This window comes from Nioella sp. (genome assembly GCF_965215655.1).
Taxonomy (GTDB): domain Bacteria; phylum Pseudomonadota; class Alphaproteobacteria; order Rhodobacterales; family Rhodobacteraceae; genus Nioella.
This window is the reverse complement of the sequence record NZ_OZ244111.1, coordinates 99,434-122,956: the sequence shown is the minus strand read 5'-3', so window position 1 is coordinate 122,956 and position 23,523 is coordinate 99,434. Positions and strand designations below refer to the sequence as shown.

At 62.9% G+C, this 23,523-nt stretch carries 24 protein-coding genes; 8 read left to right on the top strand and 16 right to left on the bottom strand.

The genetic code is table 11. The annotated features are described in order from the left end of the window. Positions 1-83: 83 nt before the first annotated feature. From ACOOEX_RS00615 to ACOOEX_RS00575, 9 genes are all read right to left on the bottom strand, one after another. Positions 84-2,159 (bottom strand): peptidoglycan-binding protein, encoded by a 2,076-nt coding sequence (locus ACOOEX_RS00615; RefSeq protein ID WP_420396661.1) that lies wholly within the window; start codon positions 2,157-2,159, stop codon positions 84-86. Positions 2,160-2,193: 34 nt separating this feature from the next. Beyond that, the gene (locus ACOOEX_RS00610) at positions 2,194-3,390 is read right to left on the bottom strand and encodes a phenylacetate--CoA ligase family protein (RefSeq protein WP_420396660.1); all 1,197 of its coding nucleotides are present in this window, start codon (positions 3,388-3,390) and stop codon (positions 2,194-2,196) included. A gap of 14 nt (positions 3,391-3,404) precedes the next feature. After that, a complete protein-coding gene (locus ACOOEX_RS00605) occupies positions 3,405-4,265 on the bottom strand; it encodes an ABC transporter ATP-binding protein (protein ID WP_420396659.1) in 861 nt (286 codons plus the stop codon). 76 nt (positions 4,266-4,341) lie between these two features. After that, on the bottom strand, positions 4,342-5,625 hold the full coding sequence (locus ACOOEX_RS00600) for an ABC transporter substrate-binding protein (protein ID WP_420396658.1): 1,284 nt from the start codon (positions 5,623-5,625) through the stop codon (positions 4,342-4,344). An 86-nt stretch (positions 5,626-5,711) separates the two neighbouring features. Further along, positions 5,712-6,788, bottom strand: coding sequence for a branched-chain amino acid ABC transporter permease (locus ACOOEX_RS00595; protein ID WP_306047464.1), 1,077 nt, complete (start codon positions 6,786-6,788; stop codon positions 5,712-5,714). A gap of 3 nt (positions 6,789-6,791) precedes the next feature. Next, positions 6,792-7,010, bottom strand: a complete 219-nt coding sequence (locus ACOOEX_RS00590) for a hypothetical protein (protein WP_071691514.1) — start codon at positions 7,008-7,010, stop codon at positions 6,792-6,794. Positions 7,011-7,014: 4 nt separating this feature from the next. Continuing rightward, entirely contained in the window at positions 7,015-8,004 is a 990-nt protein-coding gene (locus ACOOEX_RS00585; RefSeq protein WP_071691513.1) for a branched-chain amino acid ABC transporter permease, read from the bottom strand. 101 nt (positions 8,005-8,105) lie between these two features. Then, positions 8,106-8,921: an ABC transporter ATP-binding protein gene (locus ACOOEX_RS00580; protein ID WP_420398406.1), complete on the bottom strand. Its 816-nt coding sequence runs from the start codon at positions 8,919-8,921 to the stop codon at positions 8,106-8,108. Positions 8,922-8,923: 2 nt separating this feature from the next. Further along, on the bottom strand, positions 8,924-10,891 hold the full coding sequence (locus tag ACOOEX_RS00575) for an AMP-binding protein (RefSeq protein WP_420398405.1): 1,968 nt from the start codon (positions 10,889-10,891) through the stop codon (positions 8,924-8,926). Between the two features lie 212 nt (positions 10,892-11,103). Here ACOOEX_RS00575 and ACOOEX_RS00570 point away from each other — a divergent pair, with 212 nt between their 5' ends. Both ACOOEX_RS00570 and ACOOEX_RS00565 read left to right on the top strand, forming a co-directional pair. Next, positions 11,104-13,032 (top strand): PAS-domain containing protein, encoded by a 1,929-nt coding sequence (locus ACOOEX_RS00570; protein WP_420396657.1) that lies wholly within the window; start codon positions 11,104-11,106, stop codon positions 13,030-13,032. After that, entirely contained in the window at positions 13,029-13,730 is a 702-nt protein-coding gene (locus ACOOEX_RS00565) for a response regulator transcription factor (RefSeq protein WP_420396656.1), read from the top strand. Before ACOOEX_RS00570 ends, ACOOEX_RS00565 begins: the two co-directional genes overlap by 4 nt. Here ACOOEX_RS00565 and ACOOEX_RS00560 read toward each other — a convergent pair. Further along, complete coding sequence (locus ACOOEX_RS00560; protein ID WP_420396655.1) at positions 13,727-14,254, bottom strand: flavodoxin domain-containing protein; 528 nt, start codon at positions 14,252-14,254, stop codon at positions 13,727-13,729. The genes ACOOEX_RS00565 and ACOOEX_RS00560 overlap by 4 nt on opposite strands. A 70-nt stretch (positions 14,255-14,324) precedes the next feature. After that, a complete protein-coding gene (locus ACOOEX_RS00555) occupies positions 14,325-15,548 on the bottom strand; it encodes a hydantoinase/carbamoylase family amidase (RefSeq protein WP_420396654.1) in 1,224 nt (407 codons plus the stop codon). A 37-nt stretch (positions 15,549-15,585) separates the two neighbouring features. Here ACOOEX_RS00555 and ACOOEX_RS00550 point away from each other — a divergent pair, with 37 nt between their 5' ends. The 3 genes from ACOOEX_RS00550 to ACOOEX_RS00540 all read left to right on the top strand — a co-directional run bounded on the left by ACOOEX_RS00550 (position 15,586) and on the right by ACOOEX_RS00540 (position 17,530). After that, positions 15,586-15,747, top strand: a complete 162-nt coding sequence (locus tag ACOOEX_RS00550) for a hypothetical protein (protein WP_164744772.1) — start codon at positions 15,586-15,588, stop codon at positions 15,745-15,747. A 69-nt stretch (positions 15,748-15,816) separates the two neighbouring features. Next, the gene (locus tag ACOOEX_RS00545) at positions 15,817-16,476 is read left to right on the top strand and encodes a histidine phosphatase family protein (RefSeq protein WP_420396653.1); all 660 of its coding nucleotides are present in this window, start codon (positions 15,817-15,819) and stop codon (positions 16,474-16,476) included. A 10-nt stretch (positions 16,477-16,486) separates the two neighbouring features. After that, positions 16,487-17,530 (top strand): saccharopine dehydrogenase, encoded by a 1,044-nt coding sequence (locus tag ACOOEX_RS00540; RefSeq protein ID WP_420396652.1) that lies wholly within the window; start codon positions 16,487-16,489, stop codon positions 17,528-17,530. Between the two features lie 16 nt (positions 17,531-17,546). On the opposite strand, the gene ACOOEX_RS00535 is transcribed toward ACOOEX_RS00540, so the two are convergent. The 3 genes from ACOOEX_RS00535 to ACOOEX_RS00525 all read right to left on the bottom strand — a co-directional run bounded on the left by ACOOEX_RS00535 (position 17,547) and on the right by ACOOEX_RS00525 (position 18,922). Next, complete coding sequence (locus ACOOEX_RS00535; RefSeq protein WP_071691504.1) at positions 17,547-17,864, bottom strand: DUF3775 domain-containing protein; 318 nt, start codon at positions 17,862-17,864, stop codon at positions 17,547-17,549. Positions 17,865-17,911: 47 nt separating this feature from the next. Then, positions 17,912-18,631, bottom strand: coding sequence for an SDR family NAD(P)-dependent oxidoreductase (locus ACOOEX_RS00530; protein WP_420396651.1), 720 nt, complete (start codon positions 18,629-18,631; stop codon positions 17,912-17,914). Between the two features lie 126 nt (positions 18,632-18,757). Beyond that, positions 18,758-18,922 (bottom strand): hypothetical protein, encoded by a 165-nt coding sequence (locus ACOOEX_RS00525; protein WP_158514352.1) that lies wholly within the window; start codon positions 18,920-18,922, stop codon positions 18,758-18,760. Between the two features lie 123 nt (positions 18,923-19,045). Here ACOOEX_RS00525 and ACOOEX_RS00520 point away from each other — a divergent pair, with 123 nt between their 5' ends. Further along, positions 19,046-19,318 carry a hypothetical protein gene (locus ACOOEX_RS00520; protein WP_420396650.1) on the top strand — a complete coding sequence of 91 codons (273 nt, stop codon included), beginning with the start codon at positions 19,046-19,048 and terminating at the stop codon, positions 19,316-19,318. A gap of 38 nt (positions 19,319-19,356) precedes the next feature. After that, positions 19,357-20,007, top strand: coding sequence for a pseudouridine synthase (locus ACOOEX_RS00515; RefSeq protein WP_420396649.1), 651 nt, complete (start codon positions 19,357-19,359; stop codon positions 20,005-20,007). Between the two features lie 64 nt (positions 20,008-20,071). Here the strand turns inward: ACOOEX_RS00515 and ACOOEX_RS00510 are convergent, their stop codons facing one another. After that, a complete protein-coding gene (locus ACOOEX_RS00510; RefSeq protein ID WP_420396648.1) occupies positions 20,072-21,106 on the bottom strand; it encodes a serine/threonine protein kinase in 1,035 nt (344 codons plus the stop codon). A 74-nt stretch (positions 21,107-21,180) separates the two neighbouring features. Beyond that, positions 21,181-22,626 carry an aldehyde dehydrogenase family protein gene (locus ACOOEX_RS00505; RefSeq protein WP_420396647.1) on the bottom strand — a complete coding sequence of 482 codons (1,446 nt, stop codon included), beginning with the start codon at positions 22,624-22,626 and terminating at the stop codon, positions 21,181-21,183. Positions 22,627-22,852: 226 nt separating this feature from the next. Between ACOOEX_RS00505 and ACOOEX_RS00500 the strand changes: the two genes are divergently transcribed. Further along, positions 22,853-23,506: a peroxiredoxin gene (locus ACOOEX_RS00500; protein WP_420396646.1), complete on the top strand. Its 654-nt coding sequence runs from the start codon at positions 22,853-22,855 to the stop codon at positions 23,504-23,506. The last annotated feature ends 17 nt before the right edge of the window (positions 23,507-23,523 follow it).

The window sequence follows — 23,523 nt, the reverse complement described above, 5'->3', positions numbered from 1 at the left end:
CCGCAGGTTCCGCCTGCGGCGCTTTTGCTTGATACGGCCCGACTTTCCGGGGCGACGCATCGCGCGCCCCGGGCAGGTGCGGATCAGTTATTGGCCATGCCTTCGACCAGCAGCGCCGCGGCCGTCACGGCATCCACCACGCCGGTCACCGGCAAGCCGCGGGCCTGCTGATAGGCACGCAGGGCGGCATAGGTCTGCGCGGTAAAGGTGCCATCAGCCGGACCGGGATCGAAGCCCAGATTGGACAAGGCGCGTTCCGTCGCAACCCGCTGACCGAGGTTCAGCGGAATACCCCCCTGGGGCGGCTGCGGCGGCGCCAGCGCGTCGATCCGTTGCTGTGCCTCGGCCGCGTGGCGGCCATTGGGGAAGCGGTTGAGATAGCTGCGATAGGCCTGCACCGTATCTGCCGCCTGCGCCTGCTGCCACGCCTGCTCGTCCGCCTGGATCTGGGAAATCCGGTCCAGCGCCTCCTGCCGATGGCGCGGAGTGGGGAAGGCATTGAGGTAGTTGCGATAACCCTGGATCGTGTCCGTCGATTCCGCGAGGTTCCACGCCCGGTCATCATCGCGAATGGCGCGCATCAGCGCGCGCGCTTCGGCGGCATGCGCACCGTTCGGATAGGCATCCAGATAGGCCTGATAGCTGTTCAGCGTGTCGCGCGCCTGCGCCTGTTGCCACGCCGCGGGTTCCCCGGCGGCCTGCTGCAACTGCGCCAGCCGTTGACGGGCCTGAGCCGCATGGGGGCCGTTGGGGTAGTCGTTCAGATAGGCGCGATAGCCCGCAATCGTGTCGCGGGCCTGTGCCAGTTGCCACGCCTGGGATTCCTGCTGCGCGAGAATGGTGTTCAGGCGTTGGCGGGCAAGCTGTGAAAACTCGCCATTGGGATATCGGCCCAGATAGGCCCGCAGGCCGGCCTCGTCCTGACCGCGCCCGGTCTGGTTCCAATAGGCGATATCGGCCTGCCGTTCCTGTTCCGCCTCGATCGCATCCAGTCGCTGACGCGCCAGTTGCGCGAACTGACCGTTCGGGTAGCGGTTCAGATATGCCCGAAGCCCGGCCTCGTCATTGCCCTGCCCGGTCTGGTTCCAATAGGCCAGATCCTGCGCGCGAATCTCTTCTCGCCGCACATCGCCCTGATCGCTCAGCCTTGTGACCTGCGCCGCATCCAGATAGCCGGTGACCTGCAAGCCGTTGGCCTGCTGCCATTGGCGGATGCCGCCGCGCGTACCGGGGCCAAACAGCCCGTCGATACCGCTGTTGTAGTAGCCCAGAACCGCCAGATCGCGCTGGATGTCGCGCTTGTCTTCGCGCGACAGGCCAAGGGCGTTCTCGGCCTCTTCCGGGGTCAGTTGCGGCGCGGGCGGTTCAAGTGCTGCAATCCGCGCCTGTGCCTGCGCGGCGTAGTAGCCGCCGGGATAACGGTTCAGATAGGCGCGATAGGCAAAGACATTGTCCAGCGTCGACATCGCCTCCCAATAGGCCTGTTCATCGGCGGGCACGACGGGCGTGACCACCGGTGCCGGAATGAAGGGCACGAAGGGATCTGCCAACGCCACCACGGTCAGATCTGGGGACGCCGCCAGCACATCGCGCAAGGGGCGGCCCGGCTCCAACAGGCCGCTGCGCAGGAAGCGCGCGACCGAGGCCGGGTGTCCGGTGGCCAGTGTCACGCCTTCGGGCACCTCCAGCGGGCCAAGCCCGTTTTCCAACCCGGCACCAAGGGCAATTCCCTGATCCTCCGGGGCCAGCAGTATGACCGCGCGCGCGGGCGACGCCGCCGCGATGTCCATCAACAGCTGCACGGGAATGCCCGCGCCCGACACGCTGCCAAGGTCCTGCTGACCGGCATCGCGGCCCAGGAACCAGCTTAGCCCACCATGGCTGACGAAGCGGCCCGACAGGGCGATGACCAACGCCTCCTGCTCGTCCGCGGTGACCAGCCGGGTCACCAACTGGCGCAGGGTGGCCGCATCCGCATCAAGGGCGGAAATCAGCTCAAACCCCGCTTGGTCCAGCGGAGTGAGGGCTGTCCCAAGGTAGCGCGGCGCGCCGTAGCTTGTGGTCGACGCCGCGTCGACGGTGCCCACGACAAGGGCCGTATCGGCCCCCGCCGGCATGGCGACACCCATCAGAAGCAGCGCTTTTACAAATGATTTCATGGCTCAAACCTCCTTCAAATAAGGCGGGCCGAGATCATTCGTAGCTGCGCCGGTCCTCGATGACCTTACCGTCATTGGGCAGGCTGCCTGCGGGAACGAGCTCGATTCGCCCCCTCAACTTTAGCGTATCCAGAACCGTTTGTTCATAAACGCTTCCGTCAGTGCCCGCTGTTTCCAGTTGCACCAGCATCACGTCCATCTCGCCCTCACGCTCGGCGATGACACGGGCGCGGCCCACATCGCTGTGACGAGCAACCAGATCGGCCACCTGTTCGGGGCGCACGAACATGCCCTTGATCTTGGTGGTCTGATCGGCCCGGCCCATCCAACCCTTGATCCGCATATTGGTGCGGCCACAGGGGCTTTCGCCTTCCATCACGGCGCTAAGGTCGCCGGTGGCGAAGCGTATCAGCGGATAATCGGGATTGAGCGTCGTTACCACGACCTCGCCCACCTCACCTGGGGCAACCGGGTCGCCTGTACCGGGGCGGACGATCTCCACGATCACGCCTTCGTCGACGATCATACCCTCCTGCGCCGGGCTTTCATGGGCGATATTGCCCAGATCGGCGGTGGCGTAGTTCTGAAGGCACAGAATGCCCCGGTCGGCATATTCCTGGCGCAGCGACGGGAACAGAGCGCCCCCGCCAACAGCGGCCTTGGTGATCTTCAGCGACAGCCCCATCTGGTCGGCCTTGTCGAGGATCACCTTCAGGAAATCGGGCGTGCCCGCATAGGCAGTCGTGCCAATGTCATGAGCGGCGCGCACCTGCAATTCGGTCTGGCCGGTGCCCGCAGGAACCACGGTGGCCCCCACGGCCCGCGCGCCGCTTTCAAAGATCATGCCCGCTGGCGTCAGGTGGTAGCCAAAGCAGTTCTGCACGATGTCATCCGACCCGATGCCAACCGCATTCAGGAACCGCCCGATACGCCACCAGTCATGGCTGATCCCGCCCGGCTCATAGATGGGCCCCGGTGACTGGAAGACATGTGCCACGTTCTGCACGGCGATATTGCCAAACGGCGGGTTCTGCTGCTGCCAGCCCGACAGGGTCGACTTGCGCAGAACCGGCAGTTTGCTCAGCTCCGACAGATCGGACAGCGACCCGACATCCATCGCGCAGGAACCAGAGGCCGCCACACGGGCGATCTGCGCGTTCACGGCGGCCAGCTGATCGCTGGCACGCTGGTCGGCGCTTCGGGTTTCCAGATCGTCGAAATAGGTGCTCACGGCATTGTCCCTCATCACGCCAGCCACCGCTTGCGGCGACGATAGGACCGCACATCGCGGAAGCTCTTGCGCCCTTCATCGGACATGCCCAGGTAGAATTCCTTCACATCCGGGTTCTCGCGCAACTCCTTGGCGGGGCCATCCATCACCACGCGGCCCGATTCCAGGATGTAGCCGTAATGGGCAAAGCGCAGCGCCACATTGGTGTTCTGCTCGGCCAACAGGAAGGTATAGCCCTCCCCCTCGTTCAGCGATTTCACGATGCCGAAGATCTGCTCGACCAACTGCGGGGCCAGACCCATCGAGGGTTCATCCAGCAGGATCGTCTCAGGCCGGCTCATCAGCGCGCGGCCAATGGCGCACATCTGCTGTTCCCCGCCCGAGGTATAGCCAGCCTGCGATTTGCGGCGCTCTTTCAGCCGGGGGAAGTAGTTATAGACCATCTCAAGGTCGGCGCTCACGGCGCCCTTCCCGTCCTTGCGCGTATAGGCGCCGGTCATCAGGTTTTCCTCGATGGTCAGATGTTCGAAGCAATGACGGCCTTCCATCACCTGGATCACACCCCGATCCACCAGATCGGAAGGCGACAGGTCCTGCACCCGCTCACCGCGATAGTTGATGCTGCCCTTGGTCACCTCGCCGCGTTCGGAATGCAGCAGGTTGGAAATGGCTTTCAGCGTCGTGGTCTTGCCCGCGCCGTTGCCGCCAAGCAGCGCCGTGATGCCGCCCTTGGGCACCTTGAGGCTCACGCCTTTCAGCACGAGGATCACGTGGTTGTAGATCACCTCGATATTGTTGACCTCCAGCAGCGTTTCCGCGCCAGCGTCTTCCGGGGCAAACCCGTCTCCGTGCACTTCGTGAACCTGGTCCAGCATGTTCTTCAACCTTTGTTCTCGGGGTCCGGCGGCAGCGAAGGGCCGCCGCCGGAGATGTCATGAGATCAGCTCAGGATCACTCGGCGCAGCCGCGCGACTCGATGCCGTTCTCGGCGGCAAAGGCGGCCGAGTCTTCCTCGATCAGCGGCTGAGTGACAGAGTCGTCAGGTGCAATGAAGTCGGTCAGGGTAACCCACTCCTGCGCGGACGCATCCCACTGCTGGATCCGGCCCATGCCGGGGCCACCGTGGTTGCCACAGGTCACGTCGAAGGCCGGGCCGACACCGGGCATGCCCAGTTCCGCCATACGCTCTTCGGTGATCGACAGCGCTTCCATGCCGTCGCGCATCATTGCCGGGGTGATGTCGGCCACACCGTGGATTTCCTGCGCGGTGCGGGCAGCTTCGGCGGCCAGCATCGCGGCATACATGCCACGGGTGTACAGCACCGAACCGAGGTTCGATCCGTCACCGGCAGCCAGACCCGCGTCGATCACGTGCTCCTGGATTTCCGCGAAGACCGGCAGATCGCCCAGAATGTTCATGTTCAGCGCCAGGTAGCCGTCGGCACCGTCACCGGCGGGCATCACGTCATGCTCCGCACCGGCCCACCAGTTGCCGATGAAGTGATCCATCGGGAAACGGATGTTGGCGGCTTCCTGCACGGCGACCTGGTTCATCACGCCCCAGCCCCACATGATCACGTAATCGGGACGCTCGCGGCGGATGGTCAGCCACTGGTTGCCCTGTTCCTGACCGGGGTGATCGACGGCCAGCTGAACCAGTTCAAACCCGAGCTGTTCCGACAGGATTTCCAGCGTGCGGATCGGTTCACGACCATAGGCCGAGTTGTGGTACAGCAGCACGATCTTCTGACCGTCCAGCGACCCTTCGTTCTGGTCCAGCAGGTAGTTGATGATCACGCTGGCGCCGTCCCAGTAGTTCGCCGGGTAGTTGAACACCCACTCGAACACGTCGCCATTGGCAGCCGAGGTCCGGCCATAGCCCATGGTGTGAAGCGGAATGCCATCCGCGGTCACGCGGGGGATCAGCTGGTAGGTGATGCCGGTGGACAGCGGCTGATAGACCAGCGCGCCTTCGCCGCGGGTCGCCTCGTAGCATTCCACGCCGCGCTCGGTGTTATAGGCGGTTTCGCATTCCGGGACGCTCGTCATCACGCCACCGATGCCACCGTCACGCTGGTTGAGCAGCGTGAAATAGTCGGCATAGCCATCCGCGAAGGGGATGCCGCCCGCTGCATAGGGTCCCGTCCGGTAGGACAGCGAGGGGAATACGAGATCCGCCATCGCGGGCCCTGCGGCCATCAGGCCAGCCAGTGCCAGTGTTGCCAGTTTCTTCATCGGTAAGGTCCTCCCTTGGATTTGTCCGATAAGCCATTGTTGCCGTTGCCTTCCTCTTGACACCGGCGGATTTGGCTGGCCCCGCCTCAGTGCGGGAACGGCCAGAGTCTCAGTTTTTCTTTCGCCAGTCGCCACAGTTGCGCCAGCCCGTGCGGTTCCACGATCAGGAAGAAAACGATCAGGCCGCCCACGATAATCAACTGGATATGCGCCACGATATCCGTGGGCCATCCCAGCAGGTCCACGCCGATGATTTTCAGCAGAACCGGCAGCAGAACCATGAAGGCCGCGCCCGCGAAGCTGCCGAAGATCGACCCCAGGCCGCCGATGATGATCATGAACAGCACCAGGAACGATTTCTGGATGCCGAAGGCCTCGCCCACCTCAACCGCGCCAAGGTAGACCGAGAACAGCAGCGCGCCCGACACGCCCACGAAGAAGGACGAAATCGCAAAGGCGGTCAGCTTCGATTTCAGCGGGTTCACCCCGATGATCTCTGCCGCGATATCCATGTCACGAATTGCCATCCACTGGCGCCCTACCGACCCGCGTGTCAGATTGCGCGCGATCCAGGCCAGCACGATCACGAAAAACAGGCAGAAGAGGTATTTGACCCAGACTTCCGCATTGGGGCCGGTCACCGCCATACCGAACATGGTCCGCTCCGGCGCGTTGATCTGACCGGAAGCCGAATAGTTGTAGAACCACGGCACCCGGTTGAAGAGCCACACAAGGAAGAACTGCGCGGCCAATGTCGCCACGGCCAGGTAGAACCCCTTGATGCGCAGCGATGGCAGGCCGAACAAAACGCCCACGATGGCCGTCACAAGCCCCGACAGGATGGTCACGCTGACCATGTCCATCCACGGGAAGGCCGTCATCAGCTTGTAGGTGGCATAGGCCCCCACGGCCATGAACCCGCCGGTGCCAAGGCTGACCTGCCCGCAATATCCGGTCAGGATGTTCAGACCAAGCGCCGCGATCACGTAGATCAGGAAGGGCAGCAGCAGAGAGTTCGCCCAGTAATCAGAAATCGTCAGCGGAATGACCACGATCGCGACGAACAGCACCAGATAGTAGCGCCAGCGGTCAAACGCGATCGGGAAGGTCTGGTTGTCTTGGGAGTAGCTGGTTTTGAAATCGCCGGCTTCACGGTAGAACATGGATCAGACCTCCGACCGGGTATGCTTGGGGTGATGGGGCAAAGGTTGTCCCTTCGAAAGTTTCAGGTAGGCCCAGACACCGGCCAGCATTCCCGCAGCGGCGAGAAGTAGGGCAATCAGTGTCTGCTGGCTATCGGGCTGTTCCGAGGTCAGGGCAAGGTACCCGAAGGCCCAGAACCCCGACCACGAAATCACGTTGATGATGGCAATCAGCTTGCGCATCTGGCTACACCCTCTCGATGATCTTCTCGCCAAACAGGCCCTGTGGCCGGAAGACGAGGAAGACGAGGGCCAGAACATAGGCGAACCAGTTCTCGGTCGCGCCACCGATCATCGGACCGATGGTGAATTCGAACAGGGCCTCGCCCACGCCGATGATCAGACCGCCGACGATGGCGCCGGGGATCGAGGTGAAGCCACCCAGCATCAGCACCGGCAGCGCCTTCAGCGCAATCAGCGACAGCGAGAACTGCACGCCCGATTTGCTGCCCCACATGATCCCCGCGACAAGGGCGACAAAGCCCGCCAGCGACCACACGAGGATCCAGACGAAGTTGAGCGAAATGCCGACCGACAGCGCCGCCTGATGGTCATCGGCCACCGCGCGCATCGCGCGGCCCTGCTTGGTGTATTGCGCGAAGGCCACAAGACCGGCCACCAGCACAGCAGCCACGATGGCGGCCACGATGTCGAGATTATCAATGAAGAAGCCGTAGCCGAACCAATTGAATGTGGTTTCGTCAATGGCAAGGTTGATGCCCTGCGGCAGACCCACATCCAGCGTGCGGATCTCGGACCCCCACATCAGGTCGGCCACGCCTTCAAGGAAATAAGCCAGCCCGATGGTGGCCATGAACAGGATGATCGGCTCTTGCCCGACAAGGTGCTTGAAGACCACCTTCTGCACCAGCCACGCAAAGGCGATCATCACACCCACCGTCAGCAGGATCGCAAAGAGCGCGGGAACCGAATGCCAGGGCAGATGGTGCACTTCCGTGCCGAAGATCGCGTTGATCAGGTGGCTGAAGGGCACCCGGCCCTCCTGAATGCCCACCAGCGTCATCGCGGCGAAGAGCGCCATCACGCCCTGCGCGTAGTTGAAGATGCCGGAGGCCTTGTAGATCAGCACGAAGCCCAGCGCGACGAGGGCATACATCACCCCGGTCATCAGGCCGTTGAGCGAGACCTCCATGGCAAAGACGAGTTGTTCAGGCATGGTGGCCTCCGCTGGTCAAAGGGGCGTTTTGTCTGCACAGGGGGTGTACGGGGGGTGTACAGGGGGTGTACGGGGGGCACCCCCCTCTATTCGGGGCAAACTCAGTCATGGGCGACCCCCAGATAGGCGTCGATCACTTCCTGATTGTTGCGCACCTCATCAGGTGTGCCGTCACCGATCTTCTTGCCGTAATCCATCACCACAACGCGGTCGGACAGGTCCATGACCACGCCCATATCGTGCTCGATCAGCGCGATGGTGGTGCCGTATTCGTCATTCACGTCGAGGATGAAGCGGCTCATGTCCTCTTTTTCTTCGACGTTCATCCCGGCCATCGGTTCATCGAGCAGCAGAAGCGATGGTTCCGCGACCAGCGCGCGCGCCAGTTCCACACGCTTTTTCAAGCCGTATGGAAGGCGCCCCACCGGTGTTTTCCGAATGGCCTGAATCTCAAGGAAATCAATGATTTCTTCGGCCTTCTCGCGGTTCGCGACCTCTTCCCGTTCGGCCTTTCCCCACCAGATCGCCTGATCGAGGAAGCTGGCCGACATGTGGTTCAGGCGGCCGGTCATGATGTTGTCCAGAACGGTCATCCCTTCGAACAGGGCGATGTTCTGGAAGGTCCGGGCGATGCCCTGCCGCGCCACCTCGAACGGGCGCATCGGTCCTCGCTTTTCGCCCTGATACCAGACCTCGCCTTCCTGCGGCTTGTAGAAGCCCGAGATAACGTTCAGCATCGAGGATTTTCCAGCCCCGTTCGGGCCGATAATGGCGCGGATCTCACCCTCGCGGATATCGAAGGAAATGTCCTTGATCGCCACCACGCCACCAAAGCGCAGGGTGATATTCTTCATTTCCATCATGGTGTTACCGATGGTCCGGCCATCGGCGGTCACATGGGGTTCGTAGTGCATCATGGTCATTCTGCGGCCACCTGCGCTTGGCCCGCGGCCTCCACGACTTTCGCGTCGCGGATCTCCAGCGTGGCGGTGATCTTGCCCTTGCGACCATCTTCGTAGGTCACTTCGGTTTCAGTGTATTGTTCCGACTTCCCGGTGTAGAGCGCGTCGATCAGGTCGGCGAATTTCTCTTCCACGATCCGGCGGCGCACCTTGCGGGTACGGGTCATTTCACCGTCATCGGCATCCAGTTCCTTGTGCAGAACCAGGAAGCGATGCACCTGACAGCCCGACAGCATCGGGTCTTGCGCGACGGATTTGTTCACCTCTTCAACATGTTGCTGGATCGTGTCCAGCACCTGTTTGTGACCGGCCAGTTCCTGATAGGACGCATAGGCGATATTGTTGCGCTCGGCCCAGTTGCCGACGGCGGCAAGGTCGATATTGATGAAGGCAGTGCACATGTCGCGCCCGTTCCCGAAGACCACGGCCTCCAGGATATTCGGGTAGAACTTGAGCTTGTTCTCCACGTATTTCGGCGCGAACAGGCGGCCATCGGCCATCTTGCCCACGTCTTTGGCGCGGTCGATGATCCGCAGGTGGCCGGTGTCTTCCTCGATGAAGCCCGCGTCGCCTGTCGCAACCCAGCCTTCGGAATCTTTGGTATCGGCGGTGCTTTCGGGGTTCTTGTAGTATTCCACGAAGGTGCCCGGGCTGCGGTAGTAGATTTCGCCGCTGTCGCCGATCTTGATTTCCACGCCGGGGCTGGGAACGCCCACGGTATCGGCACGCACCTCGCCATCGGGCTGCTGCGTGATGAACACGGTCGCCTCGGTCTGGCCATAGAGCTGTTTGAGGTTGATGCCGAGCGAGCGGTAGAACTCGAAGATTTCCGGCCCGATGGCCTCACCCGCCGTATACCCGACCCGGACGCGGCTGAAGCCGAGCGTGTTCTTGAGCGGCCCGTATACCAGCTTGTCACCGATCCAGTATTTCAGCTTGTCTCCGAAGGAAACCGGCTTGCCGTCCAGAAGCCTTGGGCCGACTTTCTTGGCGTGTTCCATGTACTTATGGAACATCTTGCGCTTGAAATTGCCGGCATCCTCCATTCGGATCATGACAGTGGTCAGCGTCGTCTCGAACATGCGGGGCGGCGCGAAGAAATAGGTCGGACCGATTTCGCGCAGGTCGGTCATCATCGTGTCGGGCGATTCCGGGCAGTTGGTGCAGAAGCCCGTCCAATAAGCCTGCCCGATGGAGAAGATGAAGTCGCCAACCCAGGCCATCGGCAAGTAGGCGAGAATTTCTTCCGAGGGGCGCAGATGATCGAATTCGGAGGACGCCCTGGCCGTCTCGATCACGTTGCGGTTGGACAGCACCACACCCTTGGATTTGCCCGTGGTGCCCGAGGTATAGAGCATCACGCAGGTGTCATCGTAGCCGATCGAGGCCTCGCGGTCGGCGAGTTCCTTCTCGAACCGCTCGTGAGCCGCGCGACCTTCGGCCTGAATGTCGGCGAGCGAATGCAGCTTGGTGTGATCGTATTTCCGCAGGCCGCGCGCGTCCTGATAGATGATGTGTTCGATCTGGTGCACGGTTTCCTGCACCTCGATCACCTTGTCGACCTGTTCCTGGTCGCCGCAAACGACGAAGCGGGCGCCGGAATGGTCCAGCGCATAGGTCATCTCTTCGGCCACGGCGTCCTGATACATGGGCACCGGCACGGCCCCCACCTTCATCGCGGCAACCATGGACCAGTACATGGCAGGGCGGTTGCGACCGACTATGGCGATATGGTCGCCCTTCTCGACGCCAAGCGCCAGGTATCCATAGGCAATTGCCTGGATTTCCTCGGCCGCTTCGGCCCAGGTCCAGCTTTGCCAGATACCGAATTCCTTTTCCCGATAGGCGGGCTTGCTTCCGAATTGTGCAACGTTCCGTGCGAGCAACGCAGGAACGGATTCAGGCACGCCCGAAACCGCTTTCATCTCAGCCAAGTTCTGTCCTCCCTTCGCCGGTTATCCCGGCGGCCACGCGGTTCCATGACGAAAACGAATCCGCACCTCACCGTGTTGTCGCCATGGTTGAGCGTCAATTTTTACCTGACTTTTTCCCAATCCTAACGAATTGTAACACGCGGCTGGCAGGTCTTGGCGCGAGGGAACCAAGCGTGTAGCGGAAAGGCAGGAGGAGTTGACAGATGGCCAGATCGGACGCCACTGCGCAAATGACCCGTGCCGGGTTAAACCTGATCCAGCAGGCGCTGACGATCTATGACCGCGACCTGAAGCTTGCGGTCTGCAACCGGCCCTTCCAGACCATGTTCGATCTGCCGGAATCTCTGGTCACCCCCGGTGCGACATTTCGCGACACGATCCGGTTTTTGGTCGAACGCGGCGAATATGGCGAGGTGGACGACCCCGAGGGATTCGTCACCGACCGTGTGGAACAGGCCCGTGCCTTTGAACCGCATTACATGGAACGCCGCCGGTCCAATGGCAGGATGATCAGTGTCGAGGGCAGCCCGTTGCCCGAGGGAGGCTGGGTCACGGTTTATACCGACATCACTTCGATCAAGAGCCAGGAGTCACTGCTGCGCGCCCGGTCCGAGGAACTGTCCGATCAGCTGCTGACCCATGCGGAGGAGCTCTCTCGCACCAACCGCCAGCTTGCCGCCACCATCGCACAGCTGGAAGAAACCAAGCGCGGGCTGGCCGAGATGGAGGCGCGCACTCGTCTGACCACCGAAATGACGCCTGCCCATATCGGCCATGTGGATACCGATGGCGTCTACACCTTCACCAACCGGCGCCTGTCCTCGGTGCTGCCAGGGCGGTCGAACGAGATCGTGGGGCTGCATTTCTGCGAAGCGCTCGGGATCAAGACATCGCGCCGCCTGCGCCCGCATCTGGACCGGGCCATGCAGGGCGAATCGAGCGTGCTGGAATTCACCGACGAGGACTCTGGCCGCCGCATTCGCACCGCCTTTACCCCCGATCGGGTGGGCGAAACCGGTCCGATCAACGGCGTTTACCTGTTGTCCACAGACGTAACGGAAGAGGCGCAGGCGCGCGCGGTGCTGATCCAGACGAACAAACGCGAACTGGCGGCGCAACTTACAAGCGGCATGGCGCATGATTTCTCCAACCTGCTGACCATCATCCTCGGCCTGCAAAGCCGCCTGTCCCGGATGGACCTGCCGGAGGCCGCGAAGGAACTGACCAGCGCCACCACCGCCGCCGCCCGTCGCGGGGGGACCCTGCTGGACCGGATCGCGCGCATCTCCGGCCCGCGTGAACTGCACCCCGCCCCAGTCGACATGCGCCGCTTTTTCGAGACCTTCGAGGCGCTCGCCCGCGCACCCCTTGCCGACAACATCCGCCTGTCGATCACCCAGAATGTGCCCGACCCGCTATTGATGCTGGATGAGGGAAGTTTGCAGGACAGCCTTCTCAACCTCGTGCTGAACGCCCGTGACGCGATTGGCCCGGAAGGAGGAGAGATTCGAATCCGCGCGCAGAAGGTGCGGGATACGTGGCTCGATATCGTGGTGGAAGACACAGGGCCGGGCTTTTCGAAAGAGGCGCTGGAATTCGCGCTCGATCCGTTCTTCACCACCAAGGGGCAGGCGGGGTCGGGGCTTGGTCTGTCGATGGTCTTCGATTTCGCCAAGCTGTCCGGCGGCAATGTGCGTCTGGAAAACCACCGCGAGGGCGCGCGCGTCACCTACCGGCTGCCCTTCCGCGCGGTGCCCCTGTCCGAGGCGACGCCGATGCTGATCCTGCTGGTCGAGGATATGCCCGACCTGCGCGTGTCGGTGCGGGAAATGCTGACCGATATGGGTCATCAGGTGATCGAGGCCGCAAGTTTTGCCGAGGCCGATACACTGGCCGATCTGACCGCCATCAACATGGTTCTGTCTGACATCAAGCTCTCTGGCCATACGACCGGTGTCGATCTGCTGGCCCGTCTCGCGCGGCGGCGGCCCGATCTGAAGCTGGCCCTGATGACATCCCTGCCCGAAACACATCCGCTGCGGCAGCGGGGTGCGGCGTGCTGGCCCGTTTTGTCGAAACCCTTCGACAGCGGCCAGCTTCACGCCATACTTGCGCGGGAGGAGGACGCATGAGCGAACCGCTAGTCACCATTCTGGACGACGAACCGCAGATCCGGTTGATGCTGTCCGAGGCCCTGACCGAGGCCGGGTTCCGCACCGCCGCCTATTCCCGCGCCACCGAATTCGAAGCCGCCCTGCGCAAGACCACGCCTGATGTATGTCTTGTCGATCTGGGTCTGCCGGACCGGGACGGGCTGGCCGTGGTGCACCGGTTGGCGCTTGAATCGGGTGCGTCGATCATCATCATCTCGGGCCGCGCCCAGGTGCAGGACCGGGTGACCGGGCTGGAACTGGGGGCCGATGACTACATCATCAAACCCTTCGACCCGGCAGAGGTCGTGGCCCGTGTGCGCGCAAGGCTCAGGGATGTGCGCAGTCGCCCGGCCCAGTCCGATACCGCCCGGTTCGAAGGCTGGACCGCCTATTTCGACCGCTATGTGATGGTCGATGAAGCGGGCGAAGAGGTCAGTTTTTCCCATGCCGAGGGCGAGGTTCTGCGGCTCTTCCTCGACAGCCCCAAACGCCTGATCAGCCGCCAGCAGATGCAGGAGGCTTTGGGCGGCGCGGCGGGCGAAAGCTTTGACCGCGCCATGGATGTACGCATTTCCCGCCTGCGCACCAAGCTGAAGGAAGACCCCAAAAATCCGCGCCTGATCAAGACGATCTACGGCGCGGGGTATATCTTCCTGGGCGATGTGAGGTGGGATTAATTGGCGATCCAGTCGTCAACTGCCCGGTCCAGCCCTGTCCAATCGGTATATTCCCGATCGGCGGTGAGGTCCTGACCGGGGTCTTTTGCGGCGATGATCCGGCGCATGGCAAAGCGTCGGATGATGTCGTAGCGCGAGGGCGTGTAGGCCCCCGCCACCTGCTCCACCCTGTCGGGGGTCCAACCGGTGGCCTCGGTCATCTCGTTGGTGATTGTTTCAAGGCCGCGCCAGTCTTCGGCATCGTGCCCGGCTGCGGACAGGGAGACAGACAGAAACAGGGTCGGCAGGGTTGCCAGCGATGGCGCAGCATCAGCGACAAAGTCCGATAGCGCCTGCTGGTAGTGGCCAAGGTGAACCGACGCGGCGAGGATGGCCCTGTCGAACCGCGCAACATCTGGGTCATCTGCCTCCGATAGCGGGAGCAGTTCGACAGAATGACCGCCATCGTTCAAGTGATCTGCCACATGGCGGCAAATCTTGCGGGTCTGGCCCTCGGTCGTGGCATAGCCGATCAGGATTTTCATGAGAACGCCTCCTTGCCTGCGATGCGCCAGGCAGTCTGCGTCCGAAACCAATCCGATGCCTTGACGAGAGTCAAAAAGCGCAGGAGGGGGCCAAATCCGCCGCCGCGCGCGCCAGAACCCTGAGGCCAGTCACCAGGTCGGCCTCGGCCGTATCCTCGGCAAAGTCGTGGCTGATCCCGCCGATGGAGGGCACGAACAGCATCCCCACCGGCATCATCCGCGACAGGTTCGATGCATCGTGCAGCGCACCGGACGGCATCGACCGCCACTTACCGGGCGCAATCTGACCGGCGGCTTTCGACAACGCCTCCTGCATCCGCGCATCCATCGGGACGGGCACCAGATCGTGACGCAGACGGTCGGCGCTGATGTTCAGGCCGGTGCCGTTCTCGACCTCCAGCAGGACGGAGTCGATCACACGTTCCATCCGGTCCAGCCGATCCGCATCGCCATCGCGCCACTGGATGGTGAACACGGCCTTGCCCGGCACGATAGAGGAGGCATTGGGCAGAAGCCGCATATGCCCGATGGTCCAGACCGTCTGCGGCGTTACCAGATTTCGGAACCGGTCATTCAGGAGCGTTGCAATCCGCACCGCCCCCTGAAACGCATCCTTGCGCATGGCCATCGGCGTGGTGCCCGCGTGGTTCTGTTCGCCGCTCACCGTGACCTGCAACTGCCTCAGCCCCACGATCGAGGTCACCACGCCAACCGCTTCGCCTACCTGATCCAGCACCGGGCCCTGTTCGATGTGGCATTCCAGAAACCCGGTGAACCGGTCCGGATCGACGAAATCGGGCTTGGCAAGATGGGCGACCGCCGCTCGGCCTTCCGCAAAGCTCTGCCCGTCGGTGGCGCGGAACGCGTCGGCCTCGGCCAGTGTTGTGCTGCCCGACCAGATATCGCTGCCGGTCAGGGCGCCGTAGCGGCCCTCCTCGTCCTGAAAGCTGACGCAGGAGATGGCGGGTCCACCGGCCTCGCGCGCGGCACGGGCCACTTCCAGCCCCATGATCACGCCAAGCGCCCCGTCGAGCCAGCCGCCTTCCGGCTGGGAATCGGAATGCGAGCCGACCAGCAGCGACGGACCCTCAACCAACCCGAACAGGTTGCCCGCCGGGTCCATATGCGGCGAAAGCCCCGCCTCCTGCATGCGCGCGGACAGCCATTCACGAGAGGCCACGTCAGCAGGCGAGAAGGCGGGCCGGACCACGCCGGACCCTTCTGCCCCGAAGCTGCGGAGATGATGCAGATCGGCCAGAAAGCGCGCGGAATCGATATCGAAGGTCTGTCCCATGTCCCATTCGTAGCCCGTTTTATGCTATCGTCTAGTCATGGACCCTGTAACACTGACCTTTTACGCTGTGGTGTGTGGCCTTTTGGGCCTTGTCAGCCCCAACCTTGGCCGCCCGGCAATCCGTCTTGGCATCGGGGCCGTTGTGGGCCTGATAGCTGCCGGGGCGCTGCCCACGATCCGGGCCAGCCTCGGGCTCTGAGACGCTTCGCCCCTTTCCTTGCGCGCCCCAACGTCCTAAGCGGGGGGCAGACGGCGCGAGGAAATCCCCATGTCCTACATCACCCTCGTGCGCCACGGTCAGGCCAATACCGAAGCGCGCGACGAAGACAGCTATGACCGGCTGAGCGATCTTGGCACCCAACAGGCGCAATGGCTGGGGCAGCATCTGGCGCGCACCGGTGAGGTGTTTCCACGACTTTACTCCGGCACCCTTCAGCGCCACCGGGAAACCGCCGCCGCCATCGGGCTGGACGGTCATGCAGAGCCCCAGATGGATGCGCGGTTCAACGAGATGGAGTTCTTCACGCTGGCCACGCTCTACCGCGACCAACATGGCGTGCCGATCCCCGAGGACCGTGAGGATTTCACCGATCATCTGCCGCGCCTGTTCGCCGCGTGGCAGGCAGGCGAGATCGACAATCCACCGGAAAGCTTTCAGGCATTCGAAGCCCGCGTTCGGGACGGCATGGAAGAGATTGGAGCTGGTGACGGCCGGGCGCTGGTCGTGACCTCTGGTGGGGTCATTGGCATGGCCATGCGGATCACGCTCGGGCTCGACCTGATGGGATATGCCCGCGCCTGCCTTGCCGTTGAAAACACCTCGCTCAGCCGCTGGCTGCCCCTGCGCGGGTCGCTGGCCCTGACGCAGTTCAACGCGCTGCCGCATCTGGAGCACCCGGAACGGCAATTCGCGCGCACCCATCTGTGAGGGAACCGACATGACACATCTTTGGGTTCGCGCGGAACAGCGCCCGAACGAGGAACGCGCAGGCGTGACGGCAGAGGGCGTTCGCGCCCTGATAGCCGCTGGTATCCGCGTGACGGTCGAGGAAAGCTCCACCCGCGCGGCAGGTCTGACGGGCTATGCCGAGGCCGGGGCCGAGATCGCGCCGGAAAACAGCTGGCCAGACGCGCCTGCCGACGCCATCATCTTCGGGCTGAAGGAACTGCCCGAGGACGGCACCCCCCTGCCGCACCGCCACATCATGTTCGGCCATGCCTTCAAGGGACAGTTTTCAGGCCGGGCGCTGCTGGACCGGTTCAAGTCGGGCGGCGGGACGCTTTACGATCTGGAATACCTGGTGGACGAGACGGGCCGCCGCGTCGCCGCTTTCGGCTACTGGGCCGGGTTCGCGGGGGCCGCCGTGTCGCTCAAGGCCTGGATCGCGCAGCAATCGGGCGGCATCTGCCCGTCCGTCGGGGCCTATCCCGGCAAGGACGCGTTGCTGGCCGATCTGGCCAAGGGCATGGCGGGCCTGTCCGTCCCCCGCGCCATCGTCATCGGCGCGCTTGGCCGCGTGGGCACCGGCGCGGCGGATCTATGCGAGGCCATGGGCATGCGCGTGACCAAGTGGGACATGGCGGAAACCGCCAGCGGCGGGCCGTTCCCCGAGATCCTCGACCATGACATCTTCCTCAACTGCATCTTCGCCCGCCCCGGCACACCAGTCTTCGTCCCACGTGAGGCGCTGACGCAGCCTCGCAGCCTGACCGTGATCGGCGACGTCGCCTGCGACCCCGACAGCGACTACAACCCGGTGCCAGTCTATGACCGCGCGACCACATGGGATGCGCCCGTGCTGCGCGTCCATGACACCCCGCCGATGGACGTAATGGCCATCGACAACCTGCCCTCGATGCTGCCGGTGGAGTCCTCTCAGGACTACGCGGCGCAGCTATTGCCCTCACTCCTGACGCTGACCGATCTGGACGGCGGGGTCTGGACGCGCGCAAAGGCGGAATTTGACAAGCACTTCGGCTGACCCGACGGGCAAGGCCCTACATCAGGTCGTCTTCCGCCTCGGACGGATCAACGCCGAGCGCCTCCAACCCGGCTTCCAGATGGTCCGACAGGTGCGGGGTGCCGATCAGGTAGTCGGCCGTCGGCGTCGTCGCCTCGTTGCGGGCGGTGGAAAGCGCCTCGGCGAAATCCTCAGGCTCGAAACTGCCGCGCCCGATCCACATGATGGCGACAACCTCGGCCTGCTCATCCTCGTTCAGGGTTTCGAGAAACCCGCGCAATTCACCCTCGGCCCGGTCGAGCTCGTGCCCCATCAGGATGATCTGTGCGACCTTGTGGGTGGAAATGGCCAGCATGTCGGGTCCTCCGGTTCTGTCCGAGTCTTGGATTGTTCGCGCCCGGATCAATCCTGCGCCGGTTTTGTCAGCCATGCAATGGCAGGCCGTGTCAGCCAACCGGGCAGAACGTGCAGCAGCCGCACCACGGCCCCCGCCATGGCGGGAACCGTCCGGCGGAATCGCGGTGTTCCCATATGTTCGAAGATCTCTGCGGCGGCGGTGGCAGGGGCAACGGCCAGACGGCTTCCAGGCACCCCGAGCGTGACAAGCTGCACCGCCAGCGCCGCCCCCCTGGCCTCGGCGCGCAGCGATTCGGCCATCAGGCGCACCCCGGCTTTGGATGCGGCATAGCCTGCCTGACGGGGCGATCCGCCGATCCCGGCTAGGCTGTCCAGCAAAACGATATGCCCCCGCCCCTCGAAGAGCGGCAACACCACACCGAGAGCATTGGCGATCCCGGTCAGATTGGATGAGATCATTTGTGCCACAACCGCAGCGCTCCACGCTTCTGCGCCGATCACATGGTGGTCATCTATGGCATAGACGAGGCCATCGACTGCACCCAGTTCAATGGCAATCTCGGCAAGCCTGTCTTCGTCCCTGACATCAATCGGGATGTAGCTTGCGCGCCCCGGCAGCGACACCATCAGGTCTTCCAGCTTGTCCTGATCGCACCCTGACAGGACCAGGGACACCCCGGCGCGGCTGAGCTTTTCGGCAAGCGCGGCGCCAAGAGACGTGTCCGCCCCTACAAGCCAGTATCGCATCCCTGCCCAATCGCGCATGTCGACCTCCGGTTTCGCGTCGGAGGAAAGGTTTCACTTCGGCGCGGGCAGGTCCAGTACGGAAGGGACGTATAAATGTCGCAGCAATGCCCTGCCCCGCAGCATGTCGGGGCAGGTGAGGATCAGTCAGCCCAGAACGCGGTTGCAGATGGTCCGGTCACGCATCTGAGCCTGCCCGCCAAGCAGCGACCAGATACGGAGCATGGTTTGCGCATCGCTGGCGCGGCCCAGTTCCTCTGGGTGGGTTTCCTTCAGTTTCAGGACGCGGATTTCCGAAGTTTTGTTGATCATGACGTTCACCTGCTGGTTCACGCCCCCACAGTCCGATCAGACTGCACCCGCAGAAGTTACCCAGGACTTAATATCGGACGGGATAAAGCGTTCAATTGTAACGGACTCACGAAAGGCAACACCATGGGCAGCGGCATTTTCATCCTTCTGATTGCGCAGGGGCTATGCTTTGCGCTTTGGGCGGTGCTGTCCTTTCGGGCCGTGTTCCAGATCTGCGCCATCGCAGCGGGTCGCAGCGGGCAGATGTTTCCCGGACCCGTGTCGTTTCTGTCGGCCTTGGGCGTCTGGCTGAAAGACCCCTCTCACAGGCTGACGCAGGGTCTCTGGACCCTGTCTTTCTTTGGGATAATGGCCCCATCACTCGTCATTGCCATCGGACCCAGCGGCGTGGAATAGGCCTTTCGGAACCGCGCCGGAGCAATTAGACCAGCCCCATGCAACCGCTCGACTACCGTCCCCCGCAGGAACCACTTGAAATCCTGCACCATGACCATGAGCTCCTGCTGGTCAACAAGCCAAGCGGGCTATTATCCGTGCCCGGAAAGGGCGACCACCTGTCCGATTGCCTGATCGCCCGCGTGAAAGAGGCCTTCCCGGAGGCGCTGCTGGTGCACCGGTTGGACATGGACACCTCTGGCGTCATGGTCTTCGGACTGACACCCCACGCTCAGCGGCACCTGGGGCTGCAATTCGAGAAGCGCCAGACCAAGAAAACCTACGTGGCACGGGTCTGGGGCGAAATGGCCGAGAAGACCGGTGAAGTGGATCTGCCGCTGATCGTGGACTGGCCGAACCGGCCGTTGCAGATGGTCGACCACGAAAACGGCAAGCCCGCACAAACCGGGTGGCGGGTCATGCGAACCGGTAACGGGGAAACACGGGTTCGGCTCTATCCGCGTACCGGTCGATCGCACCAGTTGCGTGTGCACATGCTGGAAATCGGCCATCCGATTCTGGGCGATCCGTTCTATGCGAAGGGGCCCGCTCGCGACTTTCCCCGTTTGATGCTACACGCAGAATCGCTGCGCCTGCGCCATCCCGACGGGGGCAAGGGAATGAACTTCTCCGTCAAGGCCCCGTTCTGAGCGGGGCGCGGGAAAGGATTTTGAAAATCCTTTCAACGATCTTTCAAGATCGTTCCAGCGCCCTCTACCCGCGCAGCACCCTGTCGGTGAAGTTCAGGCGCGTAGCCACGATCGGGCAGAGAAACGGCTCCAAGTCCGGCTCTCTTCGCAAGACCTCTTCCAGATCGTCCAGCCGGTTGGTGGCGATCAGTTGCAGAACATCGCTTCGCACGCTTCCGTCCTGCCGACGGGGCAAGTGGGCCACGGGCTGAACCAGTTCGGCCCGCGCCTCCGGGATGAGGGCGCGTAGGGCAGCGGCATCCATGTCTGTTTCCGCAAAGACATAAACCCCAACCCCACGCGCGGGCAGGGCATAGGTGCACAAGGCCACATCGCGCAGGGCATCATGCCGGGCCACCAGATCGCGGATCACGGGGCCGTCGCGGGCGATCCGGTCTTCTGTGCCTTCTCCGTCGGACCAGTTCATCAGTCGCCGGGTAATGAAGTTGTAGACAGGCTTGGCGGTCGCCATCCAGATGCGCGACGGCAGTGACTTGCGGGCCAGCAGGCGCTTTTCGGACGCGGTCAGAAGATCCGGCGCGAAGGCGCGTTTCTGTTTCAGAAGATGCCGCAGATCCTCTCTTGCCATGGTGCGAAACATCACCCCGCGCCGCCGGTGGACGCTGGCCAGTTGAAAATCAATCACCGCCGCGCGGCCTTCGGGCGTGCGCAGCCAGTTCTGGGGCTTGGCGATATCGTTATGTGTCACCCCGTGCCGCCGCATCTGGCGAAGCAGGCGCTTGGCGTCGCGATAGAATTCGCGATCAACCGGGCGGGCCAGTTGCAGCGGTGTCCCCTCCGACCAACTGCGCAGCAGCCCGACCTTGTCCACGCGCAACAGCTCCGGTGTGCCCTCGATACCCTGCACCGCCCTAAGCCCCCGTATTTCCTTGCGCGCAAGATACCATGCCACGGGCCGCGCCCAGATCGGCACGCCATCGAGCTTGCGCAGGGCTACTTTGCGGGACGGATCTTCAGCCAGATGCCCGGCGATGGTTTCCGAGAACACATCGCGCTTCAGCACCGTGTCCGGCACGAAGGTCAGGGGCAGCTCTGGCATATCGGGAGACCCCAAAAAGACAACATCCGGGGGGGTGATACCCCCGGATGCAAAGGTTTGTCCATGTTCACCGATCAGGCATCTTCAGGCGACCAGCCCGACACCGCCTTGACCTCGCAGAAATCCTCCAGCCCGAAGACACCGCCTTCGCGCCCGTTTCCGGATTTCTTCATGCCGCCGAAGGGGCTGCCCGCGCCGCGACCCTGGCCGTTCATTTCGACCATGCCGGACCGCAGCTTCCGCGCCAGACGGTTGCGCTTGGCCCCGTCTTGCGTCTGGACGTAGTTCGTCAGGCCATATTCCGTGTCATTGGCAATCGCCAACGCTTCCGCCTCATCCTCGAACGGGATGATCGACAGAACCGGCCCGAAGATTTCCTCGCGCGCGATGGTCATGTCGTTATTCACGTCAGCAAAGACCGTCGGTCGCACGAAATAGCCCTTGTTGAATCCCTCGGGGCGGCCTAGGCCACCTGCCACGAGACGCGCGCCTTCTTCGATGCCCTTGGCAATCAACCCCTGGATCTTGTCGAACTGCATCTGGCTGACCACCGGGCCGATATGGCGGCCGGACTCGCTGGCCAAGCCGACGGTGGTGGCCTCTGCCGTCGCGGCGGCAATCTCAACCGCCTGATCGTAGATGTCGCGCTGTACCAGCATCCGAGTGGGGGCGTTGCAGGACTGGCCGGAGTTGTTGAAGCAGTGGATCGCTCCGCGCTTGACCGCTTTCTCATCCGCGTCGGCAAAGATGATGTTCGCACCCTTGCCGCCAAGTTCCAGATGCACGGGCTTGAGCGTATCGGCGGCATTCTTCGAAATCGCGATTCCCGCGCGGGTGGACCCGGTGAAGCTGATCGCGTCGATGCCCGGATGCGCGGTCATTGCGGAGCCCACGCCCGCGCCATCGCCGTTGATCATGTTGAAAACACCTGCGGGCACGCCCGCCTCATCCAGAATCTCTGCCCAGACCAGCGACGACAGCGGAGCGATCTCGGACGGCTTCAGGATCATCGTGCAGCCGGTGGCCAGCGCCGGGATGACCTTCAGCGTGACCTGATTCATCGGCCAGTTCCAGGGCGTGATCATGCCGACCACGCCAACGCCCTCATAGATGATCCGGTCATTCGGCGCATGATCGCCCAGGGGGCGTTCGAACTCGAAATCCTCCAGCGCCCTGATGAAATTCGAGATGTGCCAAGTGCCCGCGCCGACCTGAGAGGATCGCGCCATGTCAATCGGTGCGCCCATCTCGGTCGAGATCGCCTGCGCCATGTCCTCGCCACGGGCCTTGTAGACCTCCAGCACCTTGCGGATCAGGTCCAGCCGGTCCTGCTTGGACGTATAGGCATAGGTTTCAAACGCAGTGCGGGCTGCTGCAACGGCGGCGTCCAGATCGGCCTGACCGCCGAGGGAAATCGTTGCGCAGACCTCCTCGGTTGAGGGGTTGATGACGTCGAAATCATTGGGCTGGCTCGGGGCCACCCACTGACCGTTGATGTAGAAATCAGTGCTCTTGGGCATGCTATCTCTCCCTTGTTCGGCGCGGAGCCTGTCACCCCGGGACGGGAAGAACAAGACCCCGCATTCGTGACGCGACGGAGTTGCAGGAACGCCTGTCGCATCCTGCCGCAGTGCGGCGGAATGTCTGTCCCTTTTTAAAAGGATTCTAAGTTTTGCCGGTGTAAGTCCCCCTCGGAATGCCCATATTATAGTTAACGATAGCAACCAAATAACGAGGAGTCAGAGTATGGCCCTGCGCATCAACGACACTATCCCCAACCTCACCGTGGAAACAGATCAGGGCAGCTTTGCCCTGCATGACTGGATCGGAGACAACTGGGCGATCCTGTTCAGCCATCCCAAGGACTTCACTCCGGTCTGCACCACCGAATTCGGGGCCGTCGCCCAACTGGCCGATGAATGGGAAAAACGCGGCACTAAGGTACTGGGGATCTCCGTGGACAGCGTGGAAGAGCACGTAAAGTGGAAGGGCGATATTGAATCCGTGGGCGGCGCCAAGGCAGGCTTCCCGATCGTCGCGGACAAGGATCTGCAGGTTTCCAAGGCTTTCGACATGCTTCAGGCCGACTATTACCTGTCCGACAACCCGACACCCGCCGACAGCCAGACCGTGCGCACCGTCTTCATCATCGGGCCGGACAAGCAACTGAAACTGTCGATGACCTACCCGATGAACGTGGGCCGTAACTTCGCCGAAGTTCTACGCGCGCTCGACGCCCTGCAAACCGCCGCCCGCGAAACCGTGGCAACCCCGGCCAACTGGACCCCCGGTGGTGATGTGGTCGTGCCGCTGACCGTCAGCGACGAAGACGCCATCGCCAAGTATGGCTCGATCGACAAGAAGCTGCCCTATCTGCGTATGGCGAAGCTCTCTGCCTGATCTGCCTCCGGTCGCAG

Excerpts from the sequence above, each read along its gene's own strand:
- ACOOEX_RS00615 (WP_420396661.1), bottom strand. The coding sequence starts at position 2,159 with ATGAAATCATTTGTAAAAGCGCTGCTTCTGATGGGTGTCGCCATGCCG.
- ACOOEX_RS00605 (WP_420396659.1), bottom strand. The coding sequence starts at position 4,265 with ATGCTGGACCAGGTTCACGAAGTGCACGGAGACGGGTTTGCCCCGGAA.
- ACOOEX_RS00600 (WP_420396658.1), bottom strand. The coding sequence starts at position 5,625 with ATGAAGAAACTGGCAACACTGGCACTGGCTGGCCTGATGGCCGCAGGG.
- ACOOEX_RS00595 (WP_306047464.1), bottom strand. The coding sequence starts at position 6,788 with ATGTTCTACCGTGAAGCCGGCGATTTCAAAACCAGCTACTCCCAAGAC.
- ACOOEX_RS00590 (WP_071691514.1), bottom strand. The coding sequence starts at position 7,010 with ATGCGCAAGCTGATTGCCATCATCAACGTGATTTCGTGGTCGGGGTTC.
- ACOOEX_RS00585 (WP_071691513.1), bottom strand. The coding sequence starts at position 8,004 with ATGCCTGAACAACTCGTCTTTGCCATGGAGGTCTCGCTCAACGGCCTG.
- ACOOEX_RS00580 (WP_420398406.1), bottom strand. The coding sequence starts at position 8,921 with ATGATGCACTACGAACCCCATGTGACCGCCGATGGCCGGACCATCGGT.
- ACOOEX_RS00575 (WP_420398405.1), bottom strand. The coding sequence starts at position 10,891 with ATGAAAGCGGTTTCGGGCGTGCCTGAATCCGTTCCTGCGTTGCTCGCA.
- ACOOEX_RS00570 (WP_420396657.1), top strand. The coding sequence starts at position 11,104 with ATGGCCAGATCGGACGCCACTGCGCAAATGACCCGTGCCGGGTTAAAC.
- ACOOEX_RS00565 (WP_420396656.1), top strand. The coding sequence starts at position 13,029 with ATGAGCGAACCGCTAGTCACCATTCTGGACGACGAACCGCAGATCCGG.
- ACOOEX_RS00560 (WP_420396655.1), bottom strand. The coding sequence starts at position 14,254 with ATGAAAATCCTGATCGGCTATGCCACGACCGAGGGCCAGACCCGCAAG.
- ACOOEX_RS00555 (WP_420396654.1), bottom strand. The coding sequence starts at position 15,548 with ATGGGACAGACCTTCGATATCGATTCCGCGCGCTTTCTGGCCGATCTG.
- ACOOEX_RS00550 (WP_164744772.1), top strand. The coding sequence starts at position 15,586 with ATGGACCCTGTAACACTGACCTTTTACGCTGTGGTGTGTGGCCTTTTG.
- ACOOEX_RS00545 (WP_420396653.1), top strand. The coding sequence starts at position 15,817 with ATGTCCTACATCACCCTCGTGCGCCACGGTCAGGCCAATACCGAAGCG.
- ACOOEX_RS00540 (WP_420396652.1), top strand. The coding sequence starts at position 16,487 with ATGACACATCTTTGGGTTCGCGCGGAACAGCGCCCGAACGAGGAACGC.
- ACOOEX_RS00535 (WP_071691504.1), bottom strand. The coding sequence starts at position 17,864 with ATGCTGGCCATTTCCACCCACAAGGTCGCACAGATCATCCTGATGGGG.
- ACOOEX_RS00530 (WP_420396651.1), bottom strand. The coding sequence starts at position 18,631 with ATGCGCGATTGGGCAGGGATGCGATACTGGCTTGTAGGGGCGGACACG.
- ACOOEX_RS00525 (WP_158514352.1), bottom strand. The coding sequence starts at position 18,922 with ATGATCAACAAAACTTCGGAAATCCGCGTCCTGAAACTGAAGGAAACC.
- ACOOEX_RS00520 (WP_420396650.1), top strand. The coding sequence starts at position 19,046 with ATGGGCAGCGGCATTTTCATCCTTCTGATTGCGCAGGGGCTATGCTTT.
- ACOOEX_RS00515 (WP_420396649.1), top strand. The coding sequence starts at position 19,357 with ATGCAACCGCTCGACTACCGTCCCCCGCAGGAACCACTTGAAATCCTG.
- ACOOEX_RS00510 (WP_420396648.1), bottom strand. The coding sequence starts at position 21,106 with ATGCCAGAGCTGCCCCTGACCTTCGTGCCGGACACGGTGCTGAAGCGC.
- ACOOEX_RS00505 (WP_420396647.1), bottom strand. The coding sequence starts at position 22,626 with ATGCCCAAGAGCACTGATTTCTACATCAACGGTCAGTGGGTGGCCCCG.
- ACOOEX_RS00500 (WP_420396646.1), top strand. The coding sequence starts at position 22,853 with ATGGCCCTGCGCATCAACGACACTATCCCCAACCTCACCGTGGAAACA.